The following is a 15,547-nucleotide window of genomic DNA, read 5'->3' on the forward strand; positions in this document are numbered from 1 at the left end:
TTTACACCACCTCAAAAGTAAATCTGAAATCGAGTGTTCTGTTTTCGCTGACGTCCAGGTCAGTCTTTCTCTCTGTAATGACGTTGCCCAGCTCGTCAAAAATTTGTACCGTTTCGATATGCTTGATGTCTTCCTCACGTTTTGTCAGAACGGTGACGGTCGCACCGTCAATGGCAAGCTCTACTATTTCTGTTTTTTGGCCGTTGAGCAGCACGTGATCGATTCTGCTTTTTAGATCAGCCGCTGTGCGTTCTCTGTATATGGTTGAAATCAAGTTAAAACCACCTCATTGTTGTTAAGAGTGACAGAATAACCGACCTTGAGCTCACTGGCTGTTCGGTATCTGCGGTGATTCAGGATGACTGTATCTTTGATTTGTAGCGTCTCATTCAATCCGCCTCTGAGCGTATACGCCAAATGAGCGGGTTTCATGTTTTCTATCGCTTCGATCAGCTCATTCATGTGCTGGAGGTCATCAACATTGATATCGACGTTAAATCGGTATTCGCCGGGAAGCAGGCGGACCTGTGCAGACGGGTTTTTCAAGAAACGGTTTACCGCCTGCTCAATGGCCCTATATGTGATTGGCGGGATGTTCGACATTTTGGAAATGAGCCGCAATCGTCTGATCTCATCTGTGTCGCCTGATTCCCGAGGCACATTTAAAATCTTTTCCCAGCGGCTGAGCCCCCATGTCGCCGTCGGTACGAATAACTGATCCGTCAGATCAAATATGCTGTCATTTTGTTTATCAAACTCAGGCGCTTCCGCTTTCAGCAGCTCAGCCATTTCTTTAAGGCTGGTGAGAAACGGCGGCAGATAAGCTCTCATGTCATCTTGTTTGCTCAATGATCTTCACCTGCCCAAGCTTAGGAATTTCCACGTCGCTCAGCACCAGATTTTCAGACGTGCCGTTGATTTGAATATTGGAGTAGTCACTGACTGATGGTGAATTATAGACGATATTGTTAATTTGAGAAAGGCGGATGACGTTATCTTCAAACGCCATTTTCTTAAAGAGATTCAAAACGCCTTCCTCAATTTCTGACTTCACTTCATCAATTGAGTGATTGATCTCAGGGAGCACTTCGGCAGAAATCTCAACTTCCTTCCAGACCGCGCTTTCCACTGTGACAACGGCTCCGATTGGCGCCTGTCCCTCTCCCTGCCCTGGTTCAGGGTCGATATAATCTTTCACTTTTTGAATTAAAATAGGAGAAGCGGGCTCAAGATTCGCATTCGTGACGACAATTTTGACCGTGCCTTCACCGTTCCAAAGCGGGAAGATCTTTGCCTTTCCCACACCGTCCACTTCCTCAGCCCACTCTTTATAATGCATTTTATTGGCACTGACGGCCTCACGCCGAACCCTTGTAAAATACCGTTCTCGCAAGCTGTCATCTCCCTCTTCCTCGCGTCCCGGAATCAGGATTTCTTTGACTATGGCCGTTTCTAAACCGGGAATGGTATCCAATGACAGTAAATTGCGTCCGGTCAGATTGGCGTTTCCTGCTTCACCAGGTGTTTCACAGATGAGTGTCCCGTCTGCCGTATATTGAAAATAAAGATTATCCACGTAAAAGCGGGAGCCGACAGGAATAGTAACTCCAGATGTAAACTCTCCCGCTCTGACCGCCTTTGTCGCGGCTGTCCGTTCAATTCCCGCTTCCGCTGCACGCCTGTCTAAAAATTCGCCTTGTGCGGTATCAGAAAAAACGAGCTCAAGCACAGTATCCAGCCATATATAAGACTTCGCAAGCTCGGCCGCCGCCGGGGCTAACGCATTATAAATGACGCTGCCTTCTCTTGTGTCAATATCTGCGGAAATGCTGTTCAGCATACGCTCCATAATCGCTTCAAAAGTCTGATCTTCAAACATGTTCGCCAATCACCTCCTCAATCTCAAGCGTTCCTTCATCCGTCTCCACCACGAAGGACACATGAAACGCGTCGCCTTGTTTTTCAATCTCAAAATCTGTTACAGCCGATATCCGGTCATCATAAACCAGCGCCTCTTCTATCAGTCTCGGAATCTCCATCTTTTTATACGCATCAGTCGTCTCATGATCTGTCAGCACGTCCTGAAGCTCGTTTCCGACATTATGGCTGTATATGGAATATGCATAGCGTTCTGTCTGTAAGGCGATATACACGAACTGCCTGATCGCTTCAAGCCCGGTAATCAGCTCATTCGTAATTCTTCCGTTTTCAAAATCTATTTTGTACGTTTGCGAGGTTTCAATGACTTCGCTCTCATCTTCAATATCTTCAAACTCCACTTCTGGTGTCAGGGCCATGATGCCCACTCCTTTTACATGCTAAATAAAAACCCCTTCGTACTGAAGCGGTTTTGTCTATACCTTATCTAAAATAAAAAACGATTGCCCGCCAGTCAGAGCCGCGGTCATGAGGCGATCCCCCGGTTCGAGTGCATCGTCTCCTCCGGACTGCATTCGTTTTGGGATAATGATGGCGTCTTCCGGTATGATCAGTTTGCTGTTTTCTTTTAATTTGATTTCCACAGGAGAAACCGAAACGACTTCAGCCGGGAGCAGTTCTACCGGAGACTCAGCGTCAACTGCGCCGACTGCCAAATGTTTTATAGCCTCACTTAATCTCATCAGGAAACTCCTTCCGGCATCGTATTCTTTTCGACAACATCGATCGTCATCGTATGTTTCGTTCCTTTAAATTCATGCCGGTCCGTATCTACCCAATAGGTTTTCTTGATGCCGGCCTCCGGAATCGAAATATAGACAGGCAAGCCGCTCTGCACTTCCGGGATGCCCACTGCCTGAATATTTTTCAGTTCTTTTTTCACGCCCTTTTTTTCAGCAAGACGTACATCTGCCCGCTGCTGAAGCTGTGCCTGGTTGATGTCATCTGTGACCGTTTCCGTATATTGAAGCACACCGTATTTATTTAAGCCTGAACTGTCCTTGGCAGAGGCTTTATATGTCTTATTGTCCTTCTGCCGGCGAAGCACCACCCGAGTAGCAGTGTCGTTTATAGAAGTGCTGTATTGGTAGCCCGTGATATTGACGCCCGTTTCAAGCACCCATACCTCTGACGGATCTGGCCAAGCGCGCAGACCGAGCTTTCCTTTTTCCGAATACAGCTGGTAATGTCGTCCTGTCTGGCTTTTCGTCTGTTTCAGCGCTTTTAATATGATGTCATACAATGTCGTATCATTTTTAATGACAAGACTTTTGATCGTATGGCCTGTGTTTGCGATCGAGGTTGTCGGTATCTGGAAGTCACTAGCAATCCTTCTGATGATCTGGTCAGCCCGCTGATTGGAAAACACGTACATATCCTGGTTTTTGACCAGGTACTGAAGCATGTCATAAGCGCTGAAGGCAAGCGTATGCTCGTCCGGGGTTCTTGCAAAAACAATGCCCCGAAACAGCTCTTTTCCCTTCCATTTAAACAAGACCGTATCTCCTTCTGAGACACTGTAATACGTCTGGTCGCCCTGTTTGGTGACGATGGTCGCTTCAATGGAGCGCGGCGCCTGATAACGATGGCCCTCAAGCGATACGCTTTCAGCAACCAGCTCAAGCCACTCTGTGTCTTTAATGACGAACAGTTCTATCATCATACATCACCTGTTTCATTGCGGTATCTTTAATTTTTGGCCGGGAAAAATCCAGTGACCCGGCTGCCTGATGTTCCGTTTGCTTCGTTTGATCATTGATGTTTTATTGGCGTTCCAAATTTTGCGCCATTGAGTGCTGTTCCCGTAAAATCTGCCTGCAATGTCCCATAGCGTGTCTCCCTTTTTCACTGTGTACGTCTTCGGCGCAGCCTTCGACGGACGTTTTGCCTTTGTTTTTTTCTTTTGCTTGATTTTCCGCGGGGAAGCGGTTTTGTATTCTTTTAGCACAATATCAAAATCCCGATCTCCTATTTCATTGTCTCCCTCACTATATTTAAGGCTTTCAATACTGCATGTCATATTAATTTTTGTTCCCGTAATTAAAAATTGAACAGGCTTTTTTACCTTCATCCATTTTTCAATTTTCGCAATGGCATTTTCCGGAGACGGGAGATTTTGATATTCAGCTATCGGCGTATACTTTTTTGGAAAAAAAGAAGAAAATGAAATTTCTTTTGCTCCGGGTTCTTCAATAAACGTTAGTTCACCCAATCCCGTTATCTTTACTGAGTCATTTTGTACACTATTCGCTATATCAATCGCTTCAGGAAGAACAGGGAATCGCAGCTTTTCTTTCCCCTGTGATATCCAAAATTCATAGATAGACTTAGTCAAAAGCCACGACCCCCTTTGTTCCGGTGTTAATGTCATTTTGTAATTCATCAAGTAATGCCTGCTTGATTTTCGCCGCAAGGGTTTCGGCGTCTTGTCCATTATGGAAATGCTGGTCACCGTTAAATTGAATATAAATCTCTTTTGATCCAGAAACCGCTGCGGTTGGCCGGCTAGCTGAAGTAACAGCGGAAACTTGTCCTCGAGAAAGCTCAGACTGCTGGGGGTGAGACGGATCTGTCACTTCCATTCCCAGAGCTTGCGCAGCTCTCTGAAGGAGGTAGCGGCCTCGGATGCCACGTTCCTCTGGGATGATCCATTCCCGCTTGTTTCCTTCACCGACACGTGCAATTTGTTCTTCTGTAATCAGCCCGCCGTTTGCGTAACCGACATAAGGTCCGCCATGCTTCATGCTTTTAATACCAGGTACATTGTCAATAGAGCCGTATCTGCTTTTGATGTAGCCGATTGCGGCAGCAGCGTTGTGAATCGGGTTTTTAATGTTACCCATACCCGGTGCTTTATGGTCATTAAAAGTGCTTGGGATCGTCTGCATCAGCCCTTGTGACGGATGCCCCGCTTTTGCGTTGCTGTCCCACAGGTTGATTGCGTTCGGATTGCCTCCGGATTCATGCTGCGCAATCGTCAAGAGACCCGGAAGCCAGCTCATTGGTGTCTTGGTGGCCATGAGAGCGGCCATAATCCACTGTTTTACGTTCCCGCCCATGGCTCCCATTCCGGAATAGGCAGCCGCCAGTGATCCGGCTTGTTTTTCAGCATATTTCTTTACATCTACTGAGCCAAGGCCTTTGACAACACCAATTGAAGCAAAACGCCCCAAGCTCATCATGACACGGGAAGGTGAATGGATATCTAATTCCTCACGGAAAGCCTGCTCCACTCTCTTGGCCATATCCTTTGCCGCTTGTTTTACTTCACTGGATTTAGAATTCATGCCTGTCACAAAGTTTCCGATCATGCCTGAACCCCAGCTGTTCGATGTGTCTTTTGAACGCAGGAACGGTTTGTCAACATGTGTACTCACATACTGTGCAGTCCCTGTTTGGGTTGAGTTTTGTCCTTGCGCAAAGCCTTTGACCGTTCCTGTGCCCCATGAAGACGATTTGTTCATAGTGGCTTGGTACGGCGTTTTAACTTTTGATTGCAAAAAGCCGTCCGTTCCGGTTGCAGTGCCGTTTTGGCCCTTGGCATACCCGCTTACCATTTGTTTACCGTAATTTGGTGAAGCAGAAATCATTTGTGTAAATGGCGTATTGATGTTTTTCTTTTTCCAGTCTTCCATTTTGACCGGCTGATCGCTGATGCCTTTACCAAAGCCTTCTGAAAATTGCTGTCCGAGTGTGGACGCTTGGCCTGTAAGATTTGCAGTGTTCATTGCTGGGGAGGCTGAGCCTGATAAAGGACTGACAGCTGCTCCTCCTGAAATAGATGCTGGACTTCCGCCAGAAGACGAAGCTGCTCCCATGTCGTCTACAACTTGCATACCCAGCTTAGACGCCGCTTGTGAAAGAAGCATCTTCCCCCGGCCTCGGTTGTTATCGACCGGGATAACGAATTCCTTGCCGGCTTCACCGATCCACGAGATGGTTGGTTTGGTGATGTAGCCGCCTGTGGCATTTTTATCTGGATCCTTACCTTTATTCGGATCACCGCCGCCGGTTACAAAATTAATTACTTTACTAGCTACGCCGCCAGCTTTATCCCAGATTTGCTTCACCCAGCCGAACGCTTTAGAAAAAGCATCTGAAATCGCTTCTCCCACCTTTGTAAGAGGTTCTTGAATATTCTTTTTAAACCAGCCGCTCAGGCCTTTCCAAATGTTCTTAACGGTGTCTATCGCTTTTTTGAAAGCCTCTGAGATTCCCTTGCCTACATCTGAGACTGTATTTTTGACCGGGTTCCAAACTGTATCCATGAACCATCCCGATACCGTACTGAAAACACTCTTAATCTTATTCCAAGCACCGGTCATTTTATCCCAGATTGTAGTTGCCGCTCCTATTACAGCAGATTTGACTGGCCCCCACACATTACTCATAAACCATGAAGCAACTGTACTGAACACATTTTTAATTGTCGTCCATGCATTTACGATTTTAGACCATATTGCTGTTGCTACACCCACAACTGCTGATGAAACCGGCGTCCAGACATTGTCCATAAACCATGTTGCCACCGTGCTAAATATCGTTTGAATCGTTGTCCATGCATTTACGATGTTGGACCATATGCTTGTTGCTACACCCACAACTGCAGTTGATACTGGCGTCCAGACATTGTCCATAAACCATGTTGATACAGTTCCCAAAGTATCCTGAATGACTGACCAGGCATTTTGCGCACCCTCTGTAATGCTGTTCCATGTATCTTCTAGAGCGCCGGCATCAATTGCCTTGCCTAAACTTTCACCGCCGAAAGTACCGGCAATTCCTCCTACAACACCGCCAATAGCGGTCCCGACTCCCGGCACAACGCTTCCAATAGCCGCTCCTGTAGCGGCTCCTGCTAAACCTCCGCCGGCTGAACCTACTTTTTCACCAGCATTATCCTTATTGATACCGGCTAAGTCAGTAAGGGACAGTATTTCGCCTAATCCCGGTATTCCTTTTGCAGCTCCTTTTAAGCCCTTCAGTCCGCCTTTTAAGCCTTTTGATTCACCCAATGTTTTCAGAAGGCCTGAAAAACCTTTGCCTGCTGCTCCTTTAGCAGATTTAGGTGTATTCACAGGATTTGTTTTATTCCCTTTTGTTGATGAACCGTTTCTATTTTTGACTTTTTTGCTTTTGCCTGTACTGATTCCGGCACAGCAGCAACCACAAGCCCCGCCCCATTTGCCGCCTGACTTTTTCGATTTTGAACCTGAAGATTTTTGGTTCATAGAAGGTTTTTTAGTGCGGTTTGAATTGTTAGAAGTTGAGTTCTTTGTATTGGCTTTTGAAGCTTTTTGTTTGCCTTTGCTTCCGCTGGATTTGCCGCCAAACAACCCGCCAATATCCAGATTCCCCAGCTTCTCAGCAATGCCTTTTATAATTTTTTCAAAAAACTCTCCCACTTTTTCAATAATTTTATCAGGGCTGAATTTCTCGAATTTCTTGGCGATTTTTGAAACAATGTTATCAACAAACTTTTCTGCTTTATTAGCGATTTTATCCGGGTTCAGGAAATTAAATTTCTCTGAAATTTTGTCAACAATATTTGTTACAAAGTCTTCCGCTTTAGTAATAATGGCGTCTGGACTGAATTTGCTGGCGACATCATCTACTTTTTTCATAAAGGAATCTGTAAACTTGTCAAGCTCGTTAAAAATGGTTTCCGGGCTGAATTTACTTACGACATCGTCCACTTTTTTCATAAAGGAATCTGTAAACTTGTCAAGCTCGTTAAAAATGGTTTCCGGGCTGAATTTACTTACGATATCATCCACTTTTTTCATAAAGGAATCTGTAAACTTGTCCAGCTGCTTAAAAATCGCTTCTGGACTGAATTTGCTGGCGATATCATCCACTTTTTTCATAAAGGAATCTGTAAACTTGTCCAGCTGCTTAAAAATCGCTTCTGGACTGAATTTACTTGCGATATCATCCACTTTTTTCATAAAGGAATCTGTAAACTTGTCCAGCTGCTTAAAAATCGCTTCTGGACTGAATTTACTTGCAATTGCATCCACTTTACTCATGAACGATGTTGTGAATTTATCCAGCTGTGCCAAAATCGTCTCTGGACTGAACTTTGTTGCGATTGCGTCCACTTTATTCATGAACGATGTTGTGAATTTATCCAGCTGCGACAAGATCGTTTCTGGACTGAATTTCGTCGCTATTGCGTCCACCTTGCTCATAAACGATGTTGTGAATTTATCCAGCTGCGACAAAATTGTCTCTGGACTGAACTTTGTCGCGATTGCGTCCACCTTGCTCATGAACGATGTTGTGAACTTATCCAGCTGCGACAAAATTGTCTCTGGACTGAACTTTGTCGCAATCGCATCAACTTTGCTCATGAACGATGCTGTGAACTTATCCAGCTGTGCCAGAATCGTTTCTGGACTGAACTTCGTTGCAATTGCGTCCACTTTACTCATGCACGATGTTGTAAATTTATCCAGCTCTGTTAAGATTGTTTCCGGGCTGAATTTTGTGGCGATCTCATCCACCTTATTCATGAACGATGTTGTAAATTTATCCAGTTCTGTTAAGATTGTTTCCGGGCTGAACTTTGTAGCGATTTCATCCACCTTTTCCATGAATGAAGCAGCAAATTTGTCCAGTGCTGTCAAAATCGTTTCTGGATCAAACATGCTCGCAATATCTCCTGTATTTCCTCCTGCTGAAGGCGCTCCTTTCTCGGAGGGACCTGAGCTTCCCATGCTGTCAATTCTTTTCTGCAATGAATCCAGCTTATTTGACACCTTGTCATTAATAGCGAGCTCAAGTTTGTTGTCTTTTCCTGTTAAGGCATCAATACCAGCAGAAATACGACCGACTGTTTTCATGACGTGATCAATCACGCGTATCGTAACAGAGTAACCATTTTTAAGTGCAGTTTCCATATAGCGCTGTATTTTTTGCACAGCCGGCAACACTTGATCTTCTGCACTCAGCATAATCGTAAAGCCTTTAAAACCTGCCACGAGCTCTCTTAATCGTTCAAACTTTTCGGTTGCTTGGTCACTAGCATCTATTTTAATAGATACAGATGACGGCAATCCCTGCAATTGAACATTAACCTGCTGAATGATACTGCTGGCTTTATCCTCAGTTGAAATGGAGATCATTTGGGCGCCAAGCTTTTTCTTTAATGATTTTTGTATGCGATCAATTGTCCTTAATACAGTTTTGCTTTCTTTTCGTACATCAATAGCGCTTTTTCGCTGCACCATTTTTCTATATTTTTCAAGTGCTCTAAACCCATTCTGGATCTTTCTTAACTTTTTACTTACACGGTCTTCCATTTCAAACCTTGCTGTCAGCTTTGCCAATTACGATGCCCCTCCTTTCTTTGCTTGTTTTTCAAGGAGATCGAGCTTATATCCGATCAGTCCATACAACAGCGCTTTATAGTTTCTGGGCGCTTCGTAGAGCGCCAATAAATCTGATGGGGAATAGTGAAGCTCGTGCATCGCATAGTAGAGATACACGGCTTCTTTATGCCCATCCTTGATTAGTTTTTTGCTTCGTCTTCCAGATCCTCTAATTCATCTTCAAATCCATTAATCTCAATCGCTTTGTTTAACCAGTTCGCATACTCGCCTCCAACTGAGAGCACGCGTTTCGCAACTTCTACCGGGTCAGCCGTTTTGTAAGCTTCTCGAAGCTCTTTTGAACGGAAGTCCGGATAAACGGTTGATTCAACTGCGATTCGGGCATAAAAGCGTTGGCTGTCTAAATCTTTTACACGGCCTCTGCCTTTGACATTTTTATACGTTGTTGTTTCTTTCTCCAATTCATCAATGCGTTCCGTCGTGATCGCTTTAAAAATAAATGGCACGATGTTCCCTTTTTTATCAACAAAACGCTTTGAGATCGGCACTTTGATTTCCTCAGCTTCAATTGTTTTTCCCGGCATAAAAAAGGAAAGATCATATACGTTTTCGTTCTTCTCGCTCATGTAAAAAACTCCCTTGTCTATTGTTTGGTTTCATCTTTAAAAAACAGACCTTTCTGAGAAAGGTCTGCGTATGGGCTTGATTCAGCTTTGATTAAAACGTGTCAGATAGCTTTTCAGGGACGTCGAAGTCTTCGAATGTAAATGGAACTTCTTCCTCTAACGCTTCTGAATTGACATCAAGGCTTGCGATTTTGGCAGAGTCAAAGTTGACGTCGTACAGCGTGACTCGCTCTGTGCCCCGGCCGGAGGATTGATCATCCAGCACGGCTTGGAGCGTGAAATAAGGGTCGCTGCCTTTTTTGACATAGTCCATCATCAATAGCACGAATTTTGATGTGACTTTGTAGAACGTTGCGGTCCCTGTTCCATTTGCCCCTGTTGTTTTATGGCCTGTCATGCGGCGGCCCATAATGTTGACTTCAGATTTGTTTTTCTCAACGTTTGCTTCAAATGTTTTGATGTGCGCCATTTCCTCGCCATCGAGGAATAAACGGCCTTCTTTTCCTGAAATTGTGTTTTGTGCTTTTAATGCCATATTAGTTTACCTCCACATTAAAGTAGAATTTTTCTGCTGCGTCGACAGGCTGTACAGCCAGGTCAATCAAGAAGCCGTCACGATCTTCATTCATTGAAATTGTGATATCTTCATCGGAATCAAAGCCAGTGATGCCGCCTGCATCCTGAAGTGTTGTCATGTATTGCGTGATCATCGTTTTTACATACTGCAGTCCGTCTTCAGATGCCGGGATATCGCTTCCGCTGCCTTTTCTTGATTTAATTAAGGCTTTCAGCTCGCGTGTTAAATCATTATTCACAGCATCCAGGACACGAACGATTTTGTTCTTCGCAAATTTCTTGTTTTTCTCAGCTGTGAACGTCACGAGTGAGTTAATGTCCTTTTCTACGCTGACGGATTTATCACGGGCGTCGAATGTGAATAAAAATTCACCTTTGCCCAGACGTTCAACAATCGTATCGTGGTCGAGGCGGTGTAACACATCAACTGCGCCTCCGTACTCTACAAATGTAAGTGATTGGTTAAAGGTTGCTCCTGCACTCGCTCCAGCTACCCAAGCTGTTGCTTTGTCGGGTGTAACTTCCGTGCCATCTTCAAGCAGCACACCCTCAGTTACGTTGATGATGCCTTCATAATCACCGGCATAATTGGCTGTGACGCCTTGCACTTTTTGTCCTTGGCCGTCGCGAAGGCGTTTAATGAAAGCAGCAAACGTCGCCTTCAACTGGTCACCTTCTGCAACAGGCAGCGCAATCACATCAAAGCTCTCCGTTTCAGCCGCGGCTAAGAAATCTGTATAATCGGAGTTGACAGGGGCTTTATCCGTACCGCCAGATAAACGGATTCCCGCGGATGCATTCAGCGTCTCAGCTGCAGTGTCTCCTTCTGATCCAGTGAGAGGAATCGTTGAAGAAAGATCGCCTGTTCCGGTAAAAGTGACATAGCCGTTAGCTGTTAATTCTTCAGCCTTTTTGACAGTCTGTTTATCAACCTCTGACTCGTCCATATATGTTGTCACATCGAAAGAATTAGCATCCAGTACATTTTGATTGATGCGGATGATAATGTCATTACCTTTTGTTCCGCCATATACTGCAGTTGCTTTGACGCCTTCAGCAATATCAGCAGACGCTCGGACACCTTCGGTTAGACGGTACATCAATACCGTTTTCGCATTTTTCTTCGCTTCACGCAGCAGCAATAAAGACGGGTCATCAATGCTGAGGCCCACTTTTTTGTTTAGGTCTTCAACACTGGAAATGGAGACGAACGTTTTCGCTTCGCCCCAGCTTGATGCGACCGGAAGTGCGACTGTTCCCCGTTCACTGAGTGATACCCGCTCCTGTGCCGTCGTTTTAAAGTTAAAATAAATGCCTGCACGTTCTTTTTCTTTGCCTGTTGTAAATGTTCCGCCATTCATGATGACATGACCTCCTTGGTTAGAAATGTTTGAATCAATTGGTTGGCTTCTGATTTCGTCATACGTGGTTGATCCACGCCAAATAAAGCCCCCTGAAGAATATCCGGCTTAACGCCGAACAGTTCCTTCGCGTGCTTAATCAAATCCGCTGTATCAAATAGAGCTTCCCGGCTCTTTGTATGTACAGCCTTCTTCTGTTGTTTGTCCTTTGACACCGTTTATTTCACCCCGCTGTTCATGTCGATATCCTGTAAGACAGGCTGTTCTGTTTTGTGATAATAATATCGGCTGCTCCACCTGATCACCATGGCCGCCTCGCCCCTGTCTCCTACCCTTGTCTCGATTTGGGAGATGCGAACCATATCCCCCGTTTTCTCACCGGATTCACTCAGCAGCGGAATCATATTTCTCGCTTCTCTGATGGCATCCGCGAGCCTGTCCGCTTCATCCAGCGCCTGAACGGAGTCCAGATGAAACAGTTTTACATTGAGACTGTAGGTTTTTTTTAATGTGGAGACCGTATCTGTTTCCTCGAAAACAGATGGTGGCGGGACGTATAACGACGGCACCTGAAAGTGATCAGGAAGCTCGCGTTCATAAATAGGAACAGACCACCGGCTGTACAAAAACGCCATGATCGATCCTGTTTCACTGTTCATCCTGCTCCTCCTTTACAGCTTCTTCAGCCACTGGCGCAGTTTGCTTTCCAACGATTTTTCAAACAGCTGTTCATATAAAAGCAGTGCATGATCCCAGTAGCCCGTTCCCGGTATCCATTTTCTCTTGAGCGCCATTCCCGTTGAAGCCGCTGGATCATAAATAAACCGTGAGCCTTGAAAACGCCCCGGCACCCATCTCACATCTTGTTTTGACGTCCAATGGCCGTCATTAAGAAATGAGGCGTAATCAAGCTGTGTCCCCACCTCAAGCGAAAGCCCGCCGCTTTGCACAATCCAGAGATTGTCCTCTGCGCCTTTCTCAAAGGAACTGAGCAGTTTTTCTGTATCAATCGTTTGTGTGCTGATGAGTTCAGATTGGACGATCTCCAGAAAATCTTGCCCGCACTCCTCAAGCCACCGGGACGCCTGTCTGGAAAAACCGCCTGAAGCCGCTTCTTTTAATGCCGTGTTCAGCTGTTTCAATCCCGCTATTTTCATAGGCTTTCATCCCTGACTGCGACGACCTCCCAATGATGATGTCTGATCCTTTTCGGCAGCTTTAGTATATATTTATGATTCTCCCAAATGATTTTATCGTTCACGCGGATGTCCGCTGACAACGGAAAATGGACGAGAAAGCTATGATATACAGTTTGATCCGGCTCCTCCTGAATCAGCTGCTGTGTTTTTTCGGTAAAATAACAAGGGACATCTTGTTCATCGGGTGTATCCGGATATGAAATCACCGGCTGCAGCCTGTCTGCCGGAATCCCAAATCGGCCTGCAGACGGCGCTTGCGCTGCTTCATGATAAATGTCGCAGCGATGAATGAGCATCTGCCTGTAGCTCATAAAGACCTCACCTTCAGTCTGGAGGATTCAGGGGCGTAGCCCGGCGTGATAAACTCCTCGAGCAAATGATATACCTCTGGCCGCTGAATGCCGCCTTCTCCGGAAACCGTGTAGGAATAATCCCCCATTTTCTCAGACTGATAGCTTGATGAGGCAGATTCATCGCTGTTGACAAGCGCAAAATACTGGGCAAGCTTTACTAAAGCCAACTTCACCTTGCCGGGCAGCGGATCATACAAGCTGTCTTCAAAGCGGTGGCCCGTGATGAGAGCCGCTTCTGCTTCCGCCTCGATGATATCCTGCGCCAGCAGCTCTTCCGGCCTGTTTTTCACCCGATCATAGACCGAATAGGAGGCTACGTCAGTCGGTTCAATGAGCATGAGCTGACCACCTCATTTCTATTATTCTTTTACGTTAATTAATTTCGCGCAGGCATCCTCTTCCTCGAACTTGCTGTCCAGCTTGGCCGTTAAGACAATAATGAATTTACGGGAGCGGATGTCTTTGTCGACTTCAATTCGGATATTGCGGGAGAAGCCGAGAATGATATTTTTCGGATGTGTGAGAATGATATCAGAAGCGTCATATTGCGCGTCTCCCTCACCGACTGTGTACGGCTGAATATTGGATACTCCTTTGACCGGTACGCCGAATGCTGTTGACAAGCCGCCCTGAACAGCCTGGTCCCCAAGGTTTGTCTGGCGGTCTGCCACGCGGTCCTTCCATTCAACTTCTAAGCCGTGAGACGTATAGAATCTGAATTCCTGAGGGATGCGCAAATATTTTGGCGGAACTGCCTTTAAGCCTTTCTTGAATGTCGCTCTGGACAGTTCTTCACCGTTCATGTCAACGATATGGGAAACCGCCTGTTTACGGATGCCGTCCAGCTGTGCCAGATACGGATCAGCTGATGCTGTATCACCGTTAACGATCAGCTCTTCAATATCAACTGCTGCGCGCTCTGCTAAAATTTGCATGATTGTCTGCTGCAGGCCGTCTTTTTCAATATTGTTTTCAAGTGTGTCATACGTAATGTTAATTTCCGCAATGACTTCCTTCGTGTTCAGCTGGACAGTGCTTGTCGTTGGAACTGTCAGCTCGTCGTTTGACAGTGCTTTTCCTTCTTGCGCAGCCCGCAGAATACGCTGGCCGAAGCCGATTTTCTCAAATTTTTGCGAGTCATTTTCCATTTGAATCACGCGGGATTCACTGAAAATGGTCGGCGTGTTTTGCACCATGCGGATAAAAGCCGATGCTTGCGCAGGGTTCATAAGCCCGCCGCTTTTTAAAGCAGAAAGCGACATTTCCGCTTTCCGAATGATCTCTTGATTTCTCAATTGATTTCCTCCTCCTTGACTGGTTTTACAGCAGTCCGCTCCAGATTGATTTTTTGACTTGCTCTGTATTGCCGCCCGTATCGTCCGCTGTCTGCTTAGACGCGCCTCGCGCTAATTCCAAAGCCTCGATGCGTTCGATCAGCGGGGCAAGCATGTCTTCAACGAGCTTTTTCAGACGCTCGTCATCACCCGTCTGCTCCGGCTTTTCCTCCGTGTCTGTGTTTTTTTCAATCCGCTCAAGCCGTTTGAGCAGAGGGTAAAGCGCATGCTCGAATGATTCTTTCATGTCTTCTTTTCTCATTTCTTCAGTCTCCTTCCCTGTTTTGTCAGCAAGCATTTGCTTGAATACACTAAAGAACCCTGCTTTTTCGACCGGTTCTTCTTCATACACATCTGCAGTGCCAGCCATGCTGTAGCCGGTGATAATTCCAGCCTTAATCTGTTCCCACACCTCATCAGACGCTCTTGTCACGAGTACCCATGAGCCCTTTGTAATCCGCTTTGATCCGATCATAAAATCATCGGGCGCCACATAGGACTCGACCACGACGCCGGTTCCGCCCTCAAAGCTGTGATTGATATCAATCTCCCGTGCCTCCGCGAGAAAACCGTGCGCCGCTTTTTCAATTTCCTCGGCGGTCATAAAATCGCCGTGGGCATCAGGAACATCAGGCTCATACACGATTCCGTACACGAGCTTTTGTTCATCCTGCTCACTTTTTGTAAACAGCCGAACCTTTTTTTCAAATGACGGAGGTTTGGCTGACTTCGTAAAGAAAAATTCTGTCTGGTTAGCCGCCTTGTCCACATAACTGACAAAGCTGATTTTGGCATTTCTTAATTCTCGCGCCACCTGTTTGATTCA

At 45.8% G+C, this 15,547-nt stretch carries 19 protein-coding genes; all 19 read right to left on the bottom strand.

Going from position 1 to position 15,547, the window contains the following annotated elements; genetic code table 11:
* Nucleotide 1 precedes the first annotated feature (1 nt).
* Nucleotides 2-274: a hypothetical protein gene (locus tag PUN35_RS07705; protein WP_003232665.1), complete on the bottom strand. Its 273-nt coding sequence runs from the start codon at nucleotides 272-274 to the stop codon at nucleotides 2-4.
* Nucleotides 271-849, bottom strand: a complete 579-nt coding sequence (locus PUN35_RS07710) for a YmfQ family protein (protein ID WP_014476551.1) — start codon at nucleotides 847-849, stop codon at nucleotides 271-273. Before PUN35_RS07710 ends, PUN35_RS07705 begins: the two co-directional genes overlap by 4 nt.
* Nucleotides 833-1,879, bottom strand: a complete 1,047-nt coding sequence (locus tag PUN35_RS07715; protein WP_003232669.1) for a baseplate J/gp47 family protein — start codon at nucleotides 1,877-1,879, stop codon at nucleotides 833-835. Before PUN35_RS07715 ends, PUN35_RS07710 begins: the two co-directional genes overlap by 17 nt.
* Nucleotides 1,872-2,297, bottom strand: a complete 426-nt coding sequence (locus tag PUN35_RS07720; RefSeq protein WP_014479560.1) for a DUF2634 domain-containing protein — start codon at nucleotides 2,295-2,297, stop codon at nucleotides 1,872-1,874. Before PUN35_RS07720 ends, PUN35_RS07715 begins: the two co-directional genes overlap by 8 nt.
* A gap of 57 nt (nucleotides 2,298-2,354) precedes the next feature.
* Entirely contained in the window at nucleotides 2,355-2,621 is a 267-nt protein-coding gene (locus PUN35_RS07725) for a DUF2577 family protein (RefSeq protein ID WP_003244812.1), read from the bottom strand.
* On the bottom strand, nucleotides 2,621-3,598 hold the full coding sequence (locus tag PUN35_RS07730; protein ID WP_003245730.1) for a phage-like element PBSX protein XkdQ: 978 nt from the start codon (nucleotides 3,596-3,598) through the stop codon (nucleotides 2,621-2,623). Before PUN35_RS07730 ends, PUN35_RS07725 begins: the two co-directional genes overlap by 1 nt.
* A 15-nt stretch (nucleotides 3,599-3,613) precedes the next feature.
* Complete coding sequence (locus PUN35_RS07735) at nucleotides 3,614-4,273, bottom strand: LysM peptidoglycan-binding domain-containing protein (protein ID WP_014479559.1); 660 nt, start codon at nucleotides 4,271-4,273, stop codon at nucleotides 3,614-3,616.
* The gene (locus PUN35_RS07740; protein WP_031600410.1) at nucleotides 4,266-9,269 is read right to left on the bottom strand and encodes a transglycosylase SLT domain-containing protein; all 5,004 of its coding nucleotides are present in this window, start codon (nucleotides 9,267-9,269) and stop codon (nucleotides 4,266-4,268) included. The genes PUN35_RS07735 and PUN35_RS07740 overlap by 8 nt, the downstream gene beginning before the upstream one ends.
* Nucleotides 9,270-9,410, bottom strand: a complete 141-nt coding sequence (locus tag PUN35_RS07745; RefSeq protein ID WP_014479557.1) for a hypothetical protein — start codon at nucleotides 9,408-9,410, stop codon at nucleotides 9,270-9,272.
* A 41-nt stretch (nucleotides 9,411-9,451) separates the two neighbouring features.
* Nucleotides 9,452-9,898 carry a phage tail assembly chaperone gene (locus tag PUN35_RS07750; RefSeq protein ID WP_014479556.1) on the bottom strand — a complete coding sequence of 149 codons (447 nt, stop codon included), beginning with the start codon at nucleotides 9,896-9,898 and terminating at the stop codon, nucleotides 9,452-9,454.
* Between the two features lie 91 nt (nucleotides 9,899-9,989).
* On the bottom strand, nucleotides 9,990-10,433 hold the full coding sequence (locus PUN35_RS07755; RefSeq protein WP_014479555.1) for a phage tail tube protein: 444 nt from the start codon (nucleotides 10,431-10,433) through the stop codon (nucleotides 9,990-9,992).
* Between the two features lies 1 nt (nucleotide 10,434).
* Nucleotides 10,435-11,835 (bottom strand): phage tail sheath family protein, encoded by a 1,401-nt coding sequence (locus tag PUN35_RS07760; protein ID WP_014479554.1) that lies wholly within the window; start codon nucleotides 11,833-11,835, stop codon nucleotides 10,435-10,437.
* The gene (locus tag PUN35_RS07765; protein WP_003232679.1) at nucleotides 11,832-12,050 is read right to left on the bottom strand and encodes a YqzN/YkzM domain-containing protein; all 219 of its coding nucleotides are present in this window, start codon (nucleotides 12,048-12,050) and stop codon (nucleotides 11,832-11,834) included. The genes PUN35_RS07760 and PUN35_RS07765 overlap by 4 nt, the downstream gene beginning before the upstream one ends.
* A gap of 3 nt (nucleotides 12,051-12,053) precedes the next feature.
* Complete coding sequence (locus PUN35_RS07770) at nucleotides 12,054-12,494, bottom strand: hypothetical protein (protein WP_014479553.1); 441 nt, start codon at nucleotides 12,492-12,494, stop codon at nucleotides 12,054-12,056.
* A gap of 12 nt (nucleotides 12,495-12,506) precedes the next feature.
* On the bottom strand, nucleotides 12,507-12,992 hold the full coding sequence (locus tag PUN35_RS07775; RefSeq protein ID WP_003245226.1) for an HK97 gp10 family phage protein: 486 nt from the start codon (nucleotides 12,990-12,992) through the stop codon (nucleotides 12,507-12,509).
* On the bottom strand, nucleotides 12,989-13,345 hold the full coding sequence (locus PUN35_RS07780) for a YqbH/XkdH family protein (RefSeq protein WP_009967053.1): 357 nt from the start codon (nucleotides 13,343-13,345) through the stop codon (nucleotides 12,989-12,991). Before PUN35_RS07780 ends, PUN35_RS07775 begins: the two co-directional genes overlap by 4 nt.
* Entirely contained in the window at nucleotides 13,342-13,725 is a 384-nt protein-coding gene (locus tag PUN35_RS07785; RefSeq protein ID WP_014479552.1) for a protein YqbG, read from the bottom strand. The genes PUN35_RS07780 and PUN35_RS07785 overlap by 4 nt, the downstream gene beginning before the upstream one ends.
* A 21-nt stretch (nucleotides 13,726-13,746) precedes the next feature.
* Nucleotides 13,747-14,682: a phage major capsid protein gene (locus PUN35_RS07790; protein ID WP_003232690.1), complete on the bottom strand. Its 936-nt coding sequence runs from the start codon at nucleotides 14,680-14,682 to the stop codon at nucleotides 13,747-13,749.
* 25 nt (nucleotides 14,683-14,707) lie between these two features.
* Nucleotides 14,708-15,535 carry an XkdF-like putative serine protease domain-containing protein gene (locus tag PUN35_RS07795; RefSeq protein ID WP_014479551.1) on the bottom strand — a complete coding sequence of 276 codons (828 nt, stop codon included), beginning with the start codon at nucleotides 15,533-15,535 and terminating at the stop codon, nucleotides 14,708-14,710.
* Nucleotides 15,536-15,547: the final 12 nt, after the last annotated feature.

It is taken from the genome of Bacillus sp. N3378-2at (genome assembly GCF_033412715.1).
Lineage (GTDB): Bacteria > Bacillota > Bacilli > Bacillales > Bacillaceae > Bacillus > Bacillus subtilis.